This is a genomic window from Pseudomonas agarici (assembly GCF_900109755.1).
Classification (GTDB): Bacteria; Pseudomonadota; Gammaproteobacteria; order Pseudomonadales; family Pseudomonadaceae; genus Aquipseudomonas; species Aquipseudomonas agarici.
This window is the reverse complement of the sequence record NZ_FOAR01000002.1, coordinates 50014-63999: the sequence shown is the minus strand read 5'-3', so window position 1 is coordinate 63999 and position 13986 is coordinate 50014. Positions and strand designations below refer to the sequence as shown.

The window sequence follows — 13986 nt, the reverse complement described above, 5'->3', positions numbered from 1 at the left end:
TAACGACCTATTGATTTGGAAAACAAATAATAGCTATGAGCAAAATGACCTCCTTGATCAGCGCAGCCGCGGTTCAAGATCAGCACGATCTTGATATCTTTATTTCGCTGCCTGGCAAGCTGTACAACAATGACCCTTGTTGGATTGAGCCGCTGCACCTCGAACGACGCGAACATCTGTCAAAAAAAAACCCGACCTCTGAACACATCACCTGGCAAGCTTGGATCGCAACACGCGGAGGCGTGCCTGTGGGTCGTATCCTCGCTCAGATCGATACCTTGCACCAAGAACTTCACGGTATGGACACCGGCCATTTCGGTATGCTGGATGCAATTGACGATCCTGAGGTATTTCGCACTCTAGTGACCACCGCCGAAGCATGGTTGCGCGCGCGCGGGGTTAAGCAGATAACCGGCCCGTTCAGCATGAATATCAACCAAGAGAGCGGCTTGCTGGTTGATGGGTTTGATACGCCTCCCTCGGCCTTCATGAACCATCACCCCCCTTACTACCAACCGCACCTGGATGACCTCGGTTACCGCGAAGCCATCGATCTGCTGGCTTACTGGATGCGTACCGACGAGCTGAATTTTCCCGCGCCGCTTCAGGAGATGATGAATCGCGAACGCTCGCGGATTCGCATCAGAGTGCTAGACCGGTCGAAATTCGCCGAAGAGATGCAAACGCTGCGCGATATTTTCAACGACGCCTGGGCCAAGAACTGGGGGTTTGTGCCGTTCACTAAAAGAGATTTCGGGGACATGGGCGAACAGATGAAATTTCTGGTGCCAAGCGATCTCATCTACATCGCTGAGATCGACAATGAACCCTGCGCGTTTATCGTGGCCATGCCGAACATCAATGAAGCAATCGCCCCCCTCAAGGGCAAGCTTTTGCCTTTTGGCTGGCTTCGGTTGCTTTGGACATTGAAGGTCAGAGGGACTCGAACAGCGCGAGTACCCTTGATGGGCGTCAGGCAACGTTATCAGTTTACCAGGCAGGGACCGGTACTGGCGTTACTGCTGATTGAGGCACTCAAAGCCCCCTTTATCAGACACAAACTCGATGCCTTGGAAATGTCGTGGATTCTTGAAACGAACACGGGTATGCGCACGATTCTTGAACGCATTGGTGCAACCGCCTACAAACGGTATCGACTCTATGAAAAACGCATCTGAGCCAGTGCGCTTTTCAGCGCTTGTATTGGCGGGTGATCGGCAACCCAATGACCCTGTGGCGGCACTGGGCGGCCTGGGGTGCAAGGCACTCACGAAAGTTCAAGGCATTCCGATGCTACACCGCGTATTGGCTGCCCTGAGAGCAAGTGATCGCGTGACCGATATTACCTTGGTCGGTCCTTCGCGCCGGGCTTTAGATAACGATCAGCGCCTGCATACGTTATTGGGACGCGGAGAAATTTTCGCCCTGGAACCGGCTCTCACACCTAGCGCCAGCACGCTACTGGGGTTACGGCACGTCAAAACCCGTCCGGTCTTCGTCACGACCGCCGACCATGCTCTTCTGCGCCCGGAAATCGTTGATTATTTCCTTGATCGTTCGCGCAACAGCGGTTGCGATGTCTGTGTCGCGGTCACGCCGCTGGGAACGGTAATGACGATGTTTCCAGGACATCGTCGCACCGCCATCAAACTCAAGGGCGGCCCCTATTGTGGCAGCAACATGTTTGCATTCATGACACCGCAAAGCGAGAAGCTCGCTGCATTCTGGCGATCTGTCGAAGAGCAGCGCAAAAATCCGAGAAAAGTGATCGCAAGTGCCTTGGGGTTGATCGCCACCTTGAAATATCTCATGGGAACACTATCGCTCGAACAGGCCATGCAGCGAATCTCATCGACGGTCGGATTGAAGATCGGTGCCGTTGTCATGCCGTTTGCCGAAGCCGCCGTGGATATCGACTCCATTAGCGATCACGCACTCGTGGAACGTTTTTTATTGGACAGAGCGTTGACCTGAGAGCCCCTGAATCGACCTTCAGGCCAACGCCTCGTGCGCCATGACATCGGACACGTTCGACTCCATGGCACACGAGACACGGTACACAACATCAACTTAGAGCAACGCCTGACCACAAGGCCCCTACATGCTTTTGATCGAGCGCTACATCATTGCCGAAATTCGTCGCCCTGTATCGATCATGGTGGGCATTCTGACGTTTGTATTTGCCAGCTACTCAGCGCAACGCTACCTGACACAAGCGGCCAATGGCACCCTGGCGCTGCAATCGGTGATCGACATTGTGATCTACAAGGTCATCATCGCCCTCGAAATGCTGGTGCCGGTTGCCTTGTACGCCTCGGTAGCCATCGCCATGGGCAGGCTGTACCACGACTCGGAGATCACCGCCATTCGGGCTTCTGGCGCGAGCCCTTTACGTCTGTATCGCGCCATCGCGCTGATCTCTATTCCGATCGCCATCGCCGTGACAATACTGTCGGTCTACGGTCGCCCCTGGGCGTATACCCAGGCCTATCGGCTGGAGCAGGAGTCCAAGACTGATCTGGACGTGAACCATCTGCAGTCTCAACGGTTCAACCTCAACCCCGACAACGGTCGAATGATTCTCGCCGAACAAGTTGACCATGATTCAGGCAATCTGAAAAACGCGCTCATCTACGACCCCGGTGAAGGGAAGACGCGGATCTTTCGCTCCCATCTGGCGAGGGTGGTCGACGCGAATCCGGATAACCCGGTAATCGCGATGACGACCGGGACATCCTACACATTGCAGCATGCCGGCACGAAGGACATCACGCTCCGTTTCAACACCATGGACCTGCACCTGAATCCTATAGAACCGGAGCCGGACAACAAGCGCAAAGCAACGTCGACGGCGTTGTTGAGCGCCTCTCCCCTGGCAAAGGACAAAGCAGAATTGCAGTGGCGTCAGACGCGCGGCGTCACTGCATTTCTCCTCGCACTACTCGCTGTTCCCTTAAGCCGTAGCGCGCCGCGCAAAGGACGCTTCTCAACCTTGCTCCCCATCAGCATTCTGTTCATCATCATCTTTTATGCCGGCAACATCTGTCGGACGCTGGTGGCCAATGCGACTATCGCGTTGGCCCCCGGCGTCTGGCTGGTGCCGCTGCTTATGGCATTGGGGGTTCTTGCATTCATAGCCCGAGACCTGTCTCTGTTGCGACGGCGCTCGAAATGAAAATAGCGAGCTGGTACCTCATTCGTAATGTCCTCATCGGGTTCGTCGCAGCGGCAGCGCTGCTACTTCCCTTGTTCACCACTTTTGACCTGATCAACGAGCTCGACGATGTGACGTCCGGTGGTTATCGATGGAACCAGGCGCTCCTGGTTGTACTGATGACATTACCCAGACGCGCTGTTGATCTGAGCCCCTTCATTGCGTTGCTGGGAGGCATCGTCGGATTAGGCCAACTGGCGACCACGCAAGAACTGACGGCGATGCGCACGGCCGGCATCTCCATTGTGCGTATTGCGGCCACCACCGTTGTCGCGGGTTTGATTCTCGTCGTCATGATGGGAGCGCTGGATGAATGGGCGGCATCGCCACTGCAGCAGCGCGGAGTACTCCTCAGAAACGAGGCCTTGGCCATCTCAGGCGAGTCCGCAGGCCAAGACGGCAGTATCTGGGCACGGCGAGGCGATGAGGTGGCGCGGATCGGCACGATGTCGCGACACAACACGCCACTTCGTATCGAGATCTTCCGCTACGCCCCAGACATGAGTCTTAAATCTTACGTGTTTGCCGACAGTGCGAACATCCGCCCGGACGGCACCTGGCTGCTCAAGAACGCCCAGATCAAGGAATGGAAACAGACCGATGAAAGCACCAGCCAACAGGAGTACCTCGTGTGGCAGTCGGTGTTTTCAGAACAACGCCTGAGAGAGTTGACCCTGCCCACCGATAGCTTCTCCATCAGGCAGCTTTATCACTACATTCAGTTCCTGGCCGGCTCTGACCAGACGACGGCCGAGTATGAGATGGCAATGTGGCAAAAACTCGGCCGCCCCGTTCTGACCCTGGCAATGATCCTTTTTGCGGTGCCCTTTACCTTCGTTCAACAACGCTCTCCCGGACTAGGCGGACGTCTTGCGATCGGTGCCCTACTGGGCCTGCTGATCTACGTGAGTAATCAGATCATCGCCAATCTTGGCTTGTTGTTCGCCGGCAACGTCATGCTGACCACGCTATTGCCGGCGTTCGTTCTGCTGGGCATTGCCATGATGCTCATACACCGATTCGACCGGGTGAGCCGATGAAAACTCAAGCAGTACCTTCGGTAAATCGGGACGTGTGTTTCGTGCCATCCATCACTCAGGCAGATGATTCGAATGATTGACCCGATAACGTTCCCAAAGCACGTTGGCGTGCTGTTCAATCCCAAGAGCGGGCATGTCAGTCGAAATCTCAAAACGCTGCGCGAACTCGTCTTACAGGTCCCGCAATCAACGGTGATCGAAGCTTCAAGCCCTGCCGAAATAGCGCAGGCGTTGGACATTTTCGACTTGGGGGTGAACGATCTGCTGGTGGTCATTGGCGGAGACGGCAGTCTTCAGGCCGCGCTTACCGCCTCGCTCAGGCGTTCCGTGGAGTTGGCACCCTGCGTTCTGGCACTACCTGCAGGCACCACCAACATGAGCGCGATCGATCTGGGAATGACCATGAAACCGGCTGCCGCGCTCAGAGCGCTGATCAACTGGCTCGCGGGAAATGCACCGCCGCCCCTGATCAGCACTCGATCAGTCCTGCAAGTCTGTGATGCCAGTTGCGCTCCTGCGCAATTCGGTTTGTTTTTTGGCGCCGGGGCGATCCTCAATGGCGTCAGATACTTCCACTCAAAAGTGCGCCCCAAGGGCGTCCGTGGGGCTTTGGGCCCTGCCCTTGCCTTCATCCGCATGCTGCTCTCGTTGTTTCGACGCAATGAGCCAGATGCCGCTCTGGCCACTCAAGCGGGTCTGCAATTGCAGCATCAGTATCTGTATTCCCCTTGGCTACTGATCCTCGCCACCACCCTGGATAAGCTTTTACTCAAGAGCACGCCCTACTGGGGAGTTGAGCATGCACCGATGCATTTCACCGCGATCGCCCATCGTGCACCGCGTCTTCTTTCATCCCTGCCCTTCCTCTTGCGTGGCAAATCCAATGCTGCCATGCAAGACAGTGACGCTTATGTCAGCCAGAATCTGACTCACGCCGCTATTCATGATTTGAGCGAATACCTGTTAGACGGGGAGGTCTTTGCGACCCAAAGCCCGTTACGTCTGTCAGCAGATGTCAGCGCTCGGTTCATCCTCTTTGATGTCGAGCCAAGTCATGCATAGCACACAGTTGATCGAGCCCGCGCCGGCATTGCTGCAAAGCGTAAGCCAGGAGAGCTCGCGCCCGGTAGCATCGGATCTGCAGACGATTACGCAAACGTTACACGCACGATTCGGCACGGCCATGGTGGCGCTGCTGTTCTATGGTTCATGTCTTCGTGGGGGTAATCTGCGAGATGGCCTGGTCGATCTCTATGTGCTTGTGGATGATTACGCCAGCGCACACATGGGTCTGGCGTCCAGATTAGCCAGTAGGTGTCTGGCGCCCACCGTCTTCCTGCTCAAGTCTCCCGCACCAGGGGGCGGGTTCTTGCGCGCAAAGTGCGCGCTGATAACCCTGAAAGATTTTGAAAAAGGAACATCGACCTGGTTTCAAAGCTATCTGTGGAGTAGGTTTTCACAACCCTCAAGGCTGGTGTATTACCATGACGACATTGTCAGATCACGCATCCATCATGCGTTGAGCCAGGCTGTGATTCGAATGGTGTCCGAAGTCGTCCCCGTTGTGCACTCAACCATTTCAAGCACTGAACTCTGGGAGCAGGCCTTGTCGCTAACCTATGCGACCGAATTGCGACCCGAGAAACTGAGTCGATCGAAAGAGATCGTCGGAGCCAACGCCGAGTATTTTATTCAAATGACACGCGGGGCCGTTGCGTCGATACCTGATCTGAGCTTGGTCGAGGATGGAAGGGAAGTGCTCGTGTACCGAGGCGATGCATCGGCAAGACACGCTTCCCGCTGGAAATGGAAAGTCAGACGCCTACAAGGTCGCACGCTGAATATTTTGCGACTGATCAAAGCCTTGTTCACATTTGAAGGGGCGGTCGACTACGCCCTCTGGAAGCTTGAAAGACATCTGGGCGAACCGGTCAAAATCAGCCCCTATCTACACCGTTATCCGCTGATTTTCTGCTGGCCTTTATTGTGGCGGTTGCTGCGTAGTCGCCGTCTTCGCTGAACACCACAATGAAGTTACGCCGAGGCTCAGATGTTTAATCTTTGATAAACACGCAAAACGGCTGTGTCAACAGCCGTTTTTTAGTATCAGCGATGAATCAAAAGATACTTAGAGGATATTCAATTATGAGTCGAACTTCGTCAATCTTGCCACCGCGGTCGGAGCTTCGGTAGCTCGCATTTCGCAAACGGAAACTGAGATTCTTAGTTGTCCCCTCTTGCACCACGTATTTGGTATCAATGTCCCGCTCCCACGCATGGCCGTTGTTCGTCGCCGCCGTGTCGAAGCCATATCCTTTTACATAACGAGTCATGAATGACAAACCGGGAACCCCATAAGATGCCAGGTTCAAATCATAACGTGCTTGCCAAGATTTCTCATCTTGATAGTTAAAATCGCTATACTGCACAGAGTTAGCAACATATACGGTACTCAAGCCATCGATGCCGTAAGCATAATCACCACGCCCGGATACCTGTTGGCGAGAAATCATAAAACGATGTGCACCTAAAGTATAAGCAGCTGCCAAACTCCAGATGCGGTTATTCAGCTCACCAGCCCGCTCATCACCAACACTATTGGAGTCATAAATATTAAAATCAAAGTTAAAAGATTGGACTTTAGTCAGCGGCAAATTATAGTTCAAATTACCGTAGTATTTACGCCAATAATCATCGACCTTTTGATAAAATAAACTACTGGACCACTGATCGTTAAACTTGTAGACACCACCCAGGTAATCGAGACTAGTCAGCCTGGCGCTATCCGTCTTACTATCATTACGATTATTGAGACCGGTGAAATGCCCGGTCGACAAGGTCAGATTTTTTATTTCATTACTAGTTACTGCCAAACCCGTTGCTGATTCTGGTAACAAGCGTGCGTCCGATGTCGACAAAATTGGCAGTGACATAAACTGGTTGCCGTATTTCAATACACTGTTTGAAAACTGCACTTTAAGCGCGCCACCCAATTTTGAATATTCGTCTTTCGCTCCGTCTTTATCTTGCTCCAACAACCCGGTTCCACCACCCTTGCGGCCATCACCCGTATCTAGCTTCAAACCGAGTTGGCCGATCACATCGACACCAAAACCGACCGTCCCCTGAGTGAAGCCTGACTGATAAGTGCCGATAAAGCCCTGACCCCACTCCTCCCCATAACTCTGCGGAGCCTTAGATTGTCGAAAGTCTCGATTCATGTACATATTTCGAACATTGATTACTGCCTTTGAATCCTCGACAAATCCCTTCGCATCCGATTGCTGGCTGGCGAATCCCGACTCAACGGGCATTACCAACATCAAAGCGACTACGTGTATTATTTTTATGCGCATAGTGTGCTCCATTAAAAGCCAATACTCAGCTTCGATGGCGGAGTTAATTATTATTGTGATACGCGCAGCAAAAGCCGCTCGCCCACAACTACTAGTTATTATTGTGAAGCTGTTTGACGCATGGACCTAATTCAGAAAGCAGCTCAACATTACCGCAACAGCCCTGATTACGGGCGCCGCAGCCAGGCCAAGTAATTCTTAAATAGATACACAGCACCTTTTTATAACATTCAAATTTCAAGAGCCAATCATTATATCACCATCGACTATTACCATTAGCAATACCCAGCAACATCGAAAAACAGATTGGCAACATCAAAATTAAAAGCGCGGAGAGCAGCGATAGCGAGTAGGCTCGCTATCGCTCCGAGGGGAAGAAATTTTATGTGGTGATGGCGCTACTCAAAAATTTCTTTAGACGATTCACGCAAGCATTTGATAAAATTTTTACACGCAGGATTGACATCTTTATCAGCCCGTATTGAAAACCCGACCTCACCAAAATTAGCCGTCGTCGTCATATCCAGAATAACCAACAAACCTGTTTTTACAAATTGCAGTGCCGCCGCTCGAGGCATCAATGCAATCATGTCGGTCTCCAACAGCAATCCTATGTTGGTCAAAATAGAAAGAGAATTAACATGATGAGCCGGAAAGCCTAAGCCGGAGTCGCGGAAAAATTTCTCCACGGCATTGTACGAAGGCGATTCATGAAGGGGAAAAATCCACTCTTCATCCATCAATTCGCCTATGTTCAACCCTTTTCGCTCTGCCAAGACGTGCCCCTTACCCACGACAGCACAGAAAGACTCATTAAATAAAACTTCATGCTTGAGCGGAAAAGCATGGGTCAAAGGCAACTCTTGTTCTGGGAGGAGCCCGACAACGATATCAAGATCCCCGGTAGCCAGGGAAGGAAACATCTGCGCTGTTGTTCCTTCTCGAATCGTAACCACCACCCCCGGCGTCGCCTTACGCAGCTTTACGATAGCCCGAGGCAGAAGTTTTGCTGAAGCAGAGATAAGAGTGCCCACGATCACATGCCCTGCCTCTCCGGTGCGAAAAGCATTAACCTCTTCAGTCATGTAGCGGGCTTCAGCGATCAACGACTTGACACGGCGACCGAGCATGACGCCGAACTCTGTAGGTGTTACACCGCGATTGGAGCGCTCAAACAACGGTGCGCCAAAAAATGACTCGAGGTCATAAATAGCCTTGGTGATGGCAGGCTGGGTTAACCCCATCGAATTCGCCGCTCTTACAAACGATCCAGATTCCAACACCAACTCAAATATCATGAGTTGGTTGAATTTTAGCTTTCGGCTCAGCGTGATTGTCGATATGGGTGAAGTCTCCATAACACTCCTTAACACAAAATCAGTGCCAACATCGAAGGCCCCCTAAATTTAGCTTAGCACGAAATCGCGAAAAAACAGCCACGCTGAAAAAAGACCAATCTATTCCGGCAGGATGCCTGCCTCCAACGCGCAATCATAGAATAATCGATCCTGGCCAACACACCACAAATAACAGAACTCGTCTAAAAAACTTAAACAGCGTTGCGAACAGCAAAATCTGCCTATGTCTTATATCAGCTAAATTATTGCAAACACTGTGAATTGGCAGGATGGTAAAATATTCAGATATTGATATTAAAAAACTTTCTGGCATTTTCCGACATGATTTTGTTCTTGGCACGCTGGTCAAAATCACTGTTCAAAATCAAGTCACCAATCTTCTGTTCGCCAAGCGGAAACGGATAGTCAGACCCGAGCATCACCCGATCCTCGCCCATTACGCCTACCAGCAACTCAAGCGCACCTGGATTAAAGACCGCGCTGTCAACAAAGAAACGATCGACATATTCAGAGGGTAGTCGAGGGCAATCCTCGCGCACGATATCACGGTGTCGCCAAGCGTTATCTACTCGCCCAAGCAGAAAGGCAAAACTGCCGCCACCATGTCCAAAACAGATCTTGAGTGTTTTGGGGATTCGCTCAAATGCCCCCGACAAGATCAAGGAGAGGATAGCCAGTTGGGTTTCCGCGGGCATGGCTACCAACCACGGCAGCATCCATTTTTTCATTCTCTGCCCACCCATCATGTCCCATGGATGAACAAGAATTGGAATATTTTCATTGGCACAATGTGTCAAGAAAGATTCAAGTGTCGCATCGTCCAGATCTTTGTCGCCTAAATGGTTACCGATTTGTATCCCTAAGTGTCCGGTACTCATTGCGCGACTCGCCTCCTTGCATGCCAGATCAAGATCTTGCAGCGGTACTTGCGCGAGGACTTTAATACGTCGAGGGTTATGCTCGGCAAATTCCAGAGCAAAATCATTCATTCGCTCCGACCATTGCGCGGCCTTATTAGCCTCCCATGTATAGCCGAACATCACAGGAGTAGCACAGGTCACCTGCACATCCACGCCCTGGGCGTCCATTTCCTCAATTCGAAAAGCTGGATCCCACAGGGCTTGATAGACAGGGCGAAAATTGTTTCTTCCCATCATGATCGAGCCCGTGTCACCTTTGGCGCTGACTTGCAACCACGGTGCATGATCGGCATCGAACTTTGCGGCCTCTTGCTCCGAGATACGGGGGAAGAAGTGGGAGTGCATATCGATTTTCATGCGTTATCTCCCCGTGCGACAGTTTTCAGCGCCGCCTTTGCGGGATGGACCTGACCACATTGAGAACACTTGCGCAAATCGATGTTATTATAAAAGACATCAAATAATGGCGGCAAATCGCTGACAATACTTTTGAGCTGAACCTCAACCCGATAAACCAGGCTATTGCAGTTCAGGCAATACCACTCAAAACCGTCAATAACACCTTCGGGGCGCTGGCGCTCAATGACCATGCAGCGGCTTGCTGGTTCTGGACGTTGCGGTGAATGCCGCAAATGAGGAGGCAGTAAAAAGATGTCACCTTCTTTCAGTTCAATACGATCCAGTTGACCACGATCCATGATGTTCAAGTAAGCGTTGCCCTTGAACTGATAGAAAAATTCCTCCATCGGATCATCATGGAAATCAGTACGAAAGTTTGGCCCACCCACAACCGTGACAATAAAATCGGAATCTTGCCAAACCTGTTGATTCCCCACAGGTGGTTTCAACAAATCGGAATGGTCATCGAGCCAGCGTTGAAAATTCAATGGTTTGCCATATGTCAACATCATCAACTCCCCTCTTTTGACAACGGTTTATAGGCAACTGCTTTTATTTCGATAAGCAGATGTGGATGGGGCAACTGGTGTACGGCTACCGTTGTACGAGTGGGTCCTTCGTAGTCAAAATATGTGCCGTAAACTTCGTTATAACCCGCGAAATCATTCATGTTAACCAAGAAGGTCGATATCTCAACCACATCGTCCAGGGTTGCTCCAACACTGGCGAGAATGTCCCGAATGTTTTCGATAACCGCGCGGGTTTGCGCCACGATATCGAGGCGCGTGGTGCCCATCTCATCCACCTCGACGCCAACCAGTGAATTGTCCGGACGCCGGGAGCTGGTGCCTGAAACAAAGAGAAAATCACCCGCGCGCTTGATGTGGGGAAACTTTCCTCGTGGCAAGGCTTTGCCTTCCACCAATTTTGCCTCAGTACTCATGCTGGTGCCCTCGTGTAAAACTCAACTCGCCCCAAACCACTGACTTCAGCGCTGATATGGGTACCGGGCGTCAATGCTTGGGCGGCAGTGGCCGCACCCGCCATGATCAGCGATCCGGCCGGAAGGACCATTTGCGCACGAGCAGCCAGGCGCGAAGCCTGAACGACACTGCGCAGCGGATTGCCGAGAATGGCACCGGTACTGCCGATCTGCTGGGCCATCCCATTGAAACGCAACGCCACCCCAAGGTTCGCCAGGTTTGTGACGTCGCTCGACATGGCGCCGACGACCAAGCCTGCGGAGGAGCAGTTATCGGCCACTACATCTTCCAGGGTGAACTTGAAATTACGGTAGCGGGAATCAATGATCTCAATCGCCGGGGCAACGCCCTCAAGATAGGAACTGGCTTCCAGTAATGTCAGCGGACGATCGATGTCGCGCTTGGTCAAAAAGCACACTTCTGGTTCAGCCCGAGGATGAATGAAGTCAGCCAGATCAATGACCGCACCTTCCTCATACAGCATCGCGTCGGTCAGCAACCCCCAAATAAGGCTATCGACCCCCATCTGGATCATCTTCGCCCGGCTGGTAAACCCCAGTTTGATTCCCACCGGGCGCTCGCCCCGCGCATGACGCAAGGCAATGGACGCCCTTTGAATCAAATAGGCATCGTCCAAATTAAAACCGTGGGTTGGAGTCAATGGATCGACTTCCTCGTGGAGTCTCGCCGCGTTATCAAGCACGGTCGAAATGGCGTGGATATCCAGCGTACTCATACCTTGCCCCTCGTTTGATTCAACAAATCCAACGCGACGTCGACGATCATGTCTTCCTGGCCGCCCACCATTCGCCGCCTTCCCAACTCAACCAAAATATCGACAGCCGGCACGCCATAACGTACCGAGGCTGCTTCGGCATGACGCAAGAAACTCGAATAAACGCCGGCATATCCCAGGGCAAGAGTTTCGCGATCCACGCGTACTGGACGATCTTGCAATGGGCGCACCAAATCGTCGGCGGCATCCATCAACGTGAACAACTCGGTACCGTGGTTCCAGCCCAGCTTTTCGATAGCCGCAATGAACACTTCCAGCGGTGCATTGCCGGCGCCAGCGCCCATACCCGCCAAGGAGGCATCGATGCGATCACAACCGTTTTCCACCGCGACGATCGAATTGGCGACCCCCAGCGACAAGTTATGGTGCGCATGCATACCGGTTTGCGTCGAAGAGTCGAGTACGTCCTTAAACGCCTGGAAGCGCTCAGCAATACCTTGCATCGTAAGCGCACCGCCCGAGTCCACCACGTACACACATTGCGCACCGTAGCTTTCCATCAGTTTTGCCTGCTCGGCGAGTTGTCGGGGCGTCGCCATGTGCGACATCATCAAGAAGCCGACGGTATCCATGCCCAACTTGCGAGCGTGTTCGATGTGTTGCCGGGAGATGTCGGCTTCAGTGCAGTGCGTCGCGACTCTGACAGTGCGTACACCCGCCTTGAAAGCCGCATCCAGGTCGTGCAGGGTGCCAATACCCGGCAGCAGCAACGTGGCGAGTTTGGCGTGTTCGAGTACCGAAGCAGTGGCTTCGATCCACTCCAAGTCACTGTGGGCACCAAAACCGTAGTTGAAGCTGGAACCGGCAAGCCCATCGCCGTGGGCCACCTCGATGCTGTCGACGTTGGCTGCGTCGAGAGCCTTGGCAATCGCTATCACTTGATCCAACGTATACTGATGACGGATAGCGTGCATGCCATCGCGCAGAGTAACGTCCTGGATGAATATCTTCTTGGTGTTATTCATGGTTATTCCCCTGCCCTACCGCCAGCATTCTTGCAGCCATCTGGTCGGCGGCGGCGAGCGCGGCTGACGTCATGATGTCGAGATTGCCTGCATAAGCGGGTAAGTAATGCGCCGCGCCCTCAACTTCGAGAAACACAGACACCTTGATTCCCGACACCCGGCCAACCCCCGGAATGTTGATCGGTCGATCGGCCGGGATCGTATCGAACTGCACATCCTGCTTCATCCGATAACCCGGTACGTAGGCCGCCACTCCTTTGACCATTTGCTCGATCGATTGACGGATCGCGTCGGTATCAGCATCGGCTTCGGCTAGACATAAAACGGTATCGCGCATCATCAACGGCGGCTCGGCCGGGTTAAGCACGATGATCGCCTTGCCATGCCCGGCACCACCCACGCTGACAATGGCTTGCGAGGTGGTTTCGGTGAACTCATCGATATTGGCGCGAGTACCGGGGCCGGCGGACTTACTGGCAATCGAGGCGATGATTTCCGCATAGCGAACCCGTGACACCCGCGATACCGCACGCACGATAGGAATCGTCGCCTGGCCACCGCAGGTCACCATGTTGATGTTTGGGCTCGACAAGTGATCGGCCAGATTGACCACCGGGATCACATACGGGCCTATGGCCGCCGGGGTTAGATCGATGACCTTAATGCCGTGCTGCTGAAGAACTTCGTTGTGCTTGGCATGAGCGCCAGCCGAGGTCGCGTCAAACACGATACGAATCCGCTCGAAGCCCGGCAGGTTGACCAAACCCGTGATGCCTTCATGCGTGGTCGCAACGCCCATGCGCGCGGCACGCGCCAAACCATCGGAAGCCGCATCGATCCCAACCATCGCCCCCATCGCCAGGTGCTTGGAATTGCGCAGTACCTTGATCATCAAATCGGTGCCGATGTTGCCGGACCCAATGATCGCAACGTTCAGTCGAGTGTTCTGATCCAC

At 53.0% G+C, this 13986-nt stretch carries 14 protein-coding genes; 6 read left to right on the top strand and 8 right to left on the bottom strand.

The window, feature by feature from the left end:
- The first annotated feature begins 44 nt into the window (after positions 1-44).
- From BMX68_RS01955 to BMX68_RS01930, 6 genes are all read left to right on the top strand, one after another.
- Positions 45-1178 (top strand): hypothetical protein, encoded by a 1134-nt coding sequence (locus BMX68_RS01955; protein ID WP_039792960.1) that lies wholly within the window; start codon positions 45-47, stop codon positions 1176-1178.
- Positions 1162-1974, top strand: a complete 813-nt coding sequence (locus tag BMX68_RS01950; protein ID WP_026013457.1) for a nucleotidyltransferase family protein — start codon at positions 1162-1164, stop codon at positions 1972-1974. The genes BMX68_RS01955 and BMX68_RS01950 overlap by 17 nt, the downstream gene beginning before the upstream one ends.
- A 127-nt stretch (positions 1975-2101) precedes the next feature.
- Positions 2102-3175 (top strand): LPS export ABC transporter permease LptF, encoded by a 1074-nt coding sequence (gene lptF / locus BMX68_RS01945; protein ID WP_017134313.1) that lies wholly within the window; start codon positions 2102-2104, stop codon positions 3173-3175.
- Positions 3172-4254 (top strand): LPS export ABC transporter permease LptG, encoded by a 1083-nt coding sequence (gene lptG / locus BMX68_RS01940; protein WP_017134314.1) that lies wholly within the window; start codon positions 3172-3174, stop codon positions 4252-4254. The genes lptF and lptG overlap by 4 nt, the downstream gene beginning before the upstream one ends.
- Positions 4255-4326: 72 nt before the next feature.
- A complete protein-coding gene (locus BMX68_RS01935; protein ID WP_017134315.1) occupies positions 4327-5316 on the top strand; it encodes a diacylglycerol/lipid kinase family protein in 990 nt (329 codons plus the stop codon).
- Positions 5309-6274 (top strand): hypothetical protein, encoded by a 966-nt coding sequence (locus BMX68_RS01930; RefSeq protein WP_017134316.1) that lies wholly within the window; start codon positions 5309-5311, stop codon positions 6272-6274. The genes BMX68_RS01935 and BMX68_RS01930 overlap by 8 nt, the downstream gene beginning before the upstream one ends.
- A gap of 97 nt (positions 6275-6371) precedes the next feature.
- Here the strand turns inward: BMX68_RS01930 and BMX68_RS01925 are convergent, their stop codons facing one another.
- The 8 genes from BMX68_RS01925 to BMX68_RS01890 form a co-directional block, all read right to left on the bottom strand.
- A complete protein-coding gene (locus BMX68_RS01925; RefSeq protein ID WP_017134317.1) occupies positions 6372-7610 on the bottom strand; it encodes an OprD family porin in 1239 nt (412 codons plus the stop codon).
- A gap of 398 nt (positions 7611-8008) precedes the next feature.
- On the bottom strand, positions 8009-8968 hold the full coding sequence (locus BMX68_RS01920) for a LysR family transcriptional regulator (RefSeq protein WP_017134318.1): 960 nt from the start codon (positions 8966-8968) through the stop codon (positions 8009-8011).
- Positions 8969-9249: 281 nt separating this feature from the next.
- Positions 9250-10245 carry an amidohydrolase family protein gene (locus BMX68_RS01915; RefSeq protein ID WP_017134319.1) on the bottom strand — a complete coding sequence of 332 codons (996 nt, stop codon included), beginning with the start codon at positions 10243-10245 and terminating at the stop codon, positions 9250-9252.
- Positions 10242-10799, bottom strand: coding sequence for a 3-hydroxyanthranilate 3,4-dioxygenase (locus BMX68_RS01910; RefSeq protein ID WP_017134320.1), 558 nt, complete (start codon positions 10797-10799; stop codon positions 10242-10244). Before BMX68_RS01910 ends, BMX68_RS01915 begins: the two co-directional genes overlap by 4 nt.
- On the bottom strand, positions 10799-11230 hold the full coding sequence (locus tag BMX68_RS01905; RefSeq protein WP_017134321.1) for a RidA family protein: 432 nt from the start codon (positions 11228-11230) through the stop codon (positions 10799-10801). The genes BMX68_RS01910 and BMX68_RS01905 overlap by 1 nt, the downstream gene beginning before the upstream one ends.
- Entirely contained in the window at positions 11227-12006 is a 780-nt protein-coding gene (locus tag BMX68_RS01900) for a 2-keto-4-pentenoate hydratase (protein WP_017134322.1), read from the bottom strand. Before BMX68_RS01900 ends, BMX68_RS01905 begins: the two co-directional genes overlap by 4 nt.
- On the bottom strand, positions 12003-13037 hold the full coding sequence (gene dmpG / locus BMX68_RS01895) for a 4-hydroxy-2-oxovalerate aldolase (RefSeq protein WP_208599960.1): 1035 nt from the start codon (positions 13035-13037) through the stop codon (positions 12003-12005). The genes BMX68_RS01900 and dmpG overlap by 4 nt, the downstream gene beginning before the upstream one ends.
- A complete protein-coding gene (locus BMX68_RS01890) occupies positions 13024-13986 on the bottom strand; it encodes an acetaldehyde dehydrogenase (acetylating) (protein ID WP_017134324.1) in 963 nt (320 codons plus the stop codon). The genes dmpG and BMX68_RS01890 overlap by 14 nt, the downstream gene beginning before the upstream one ends.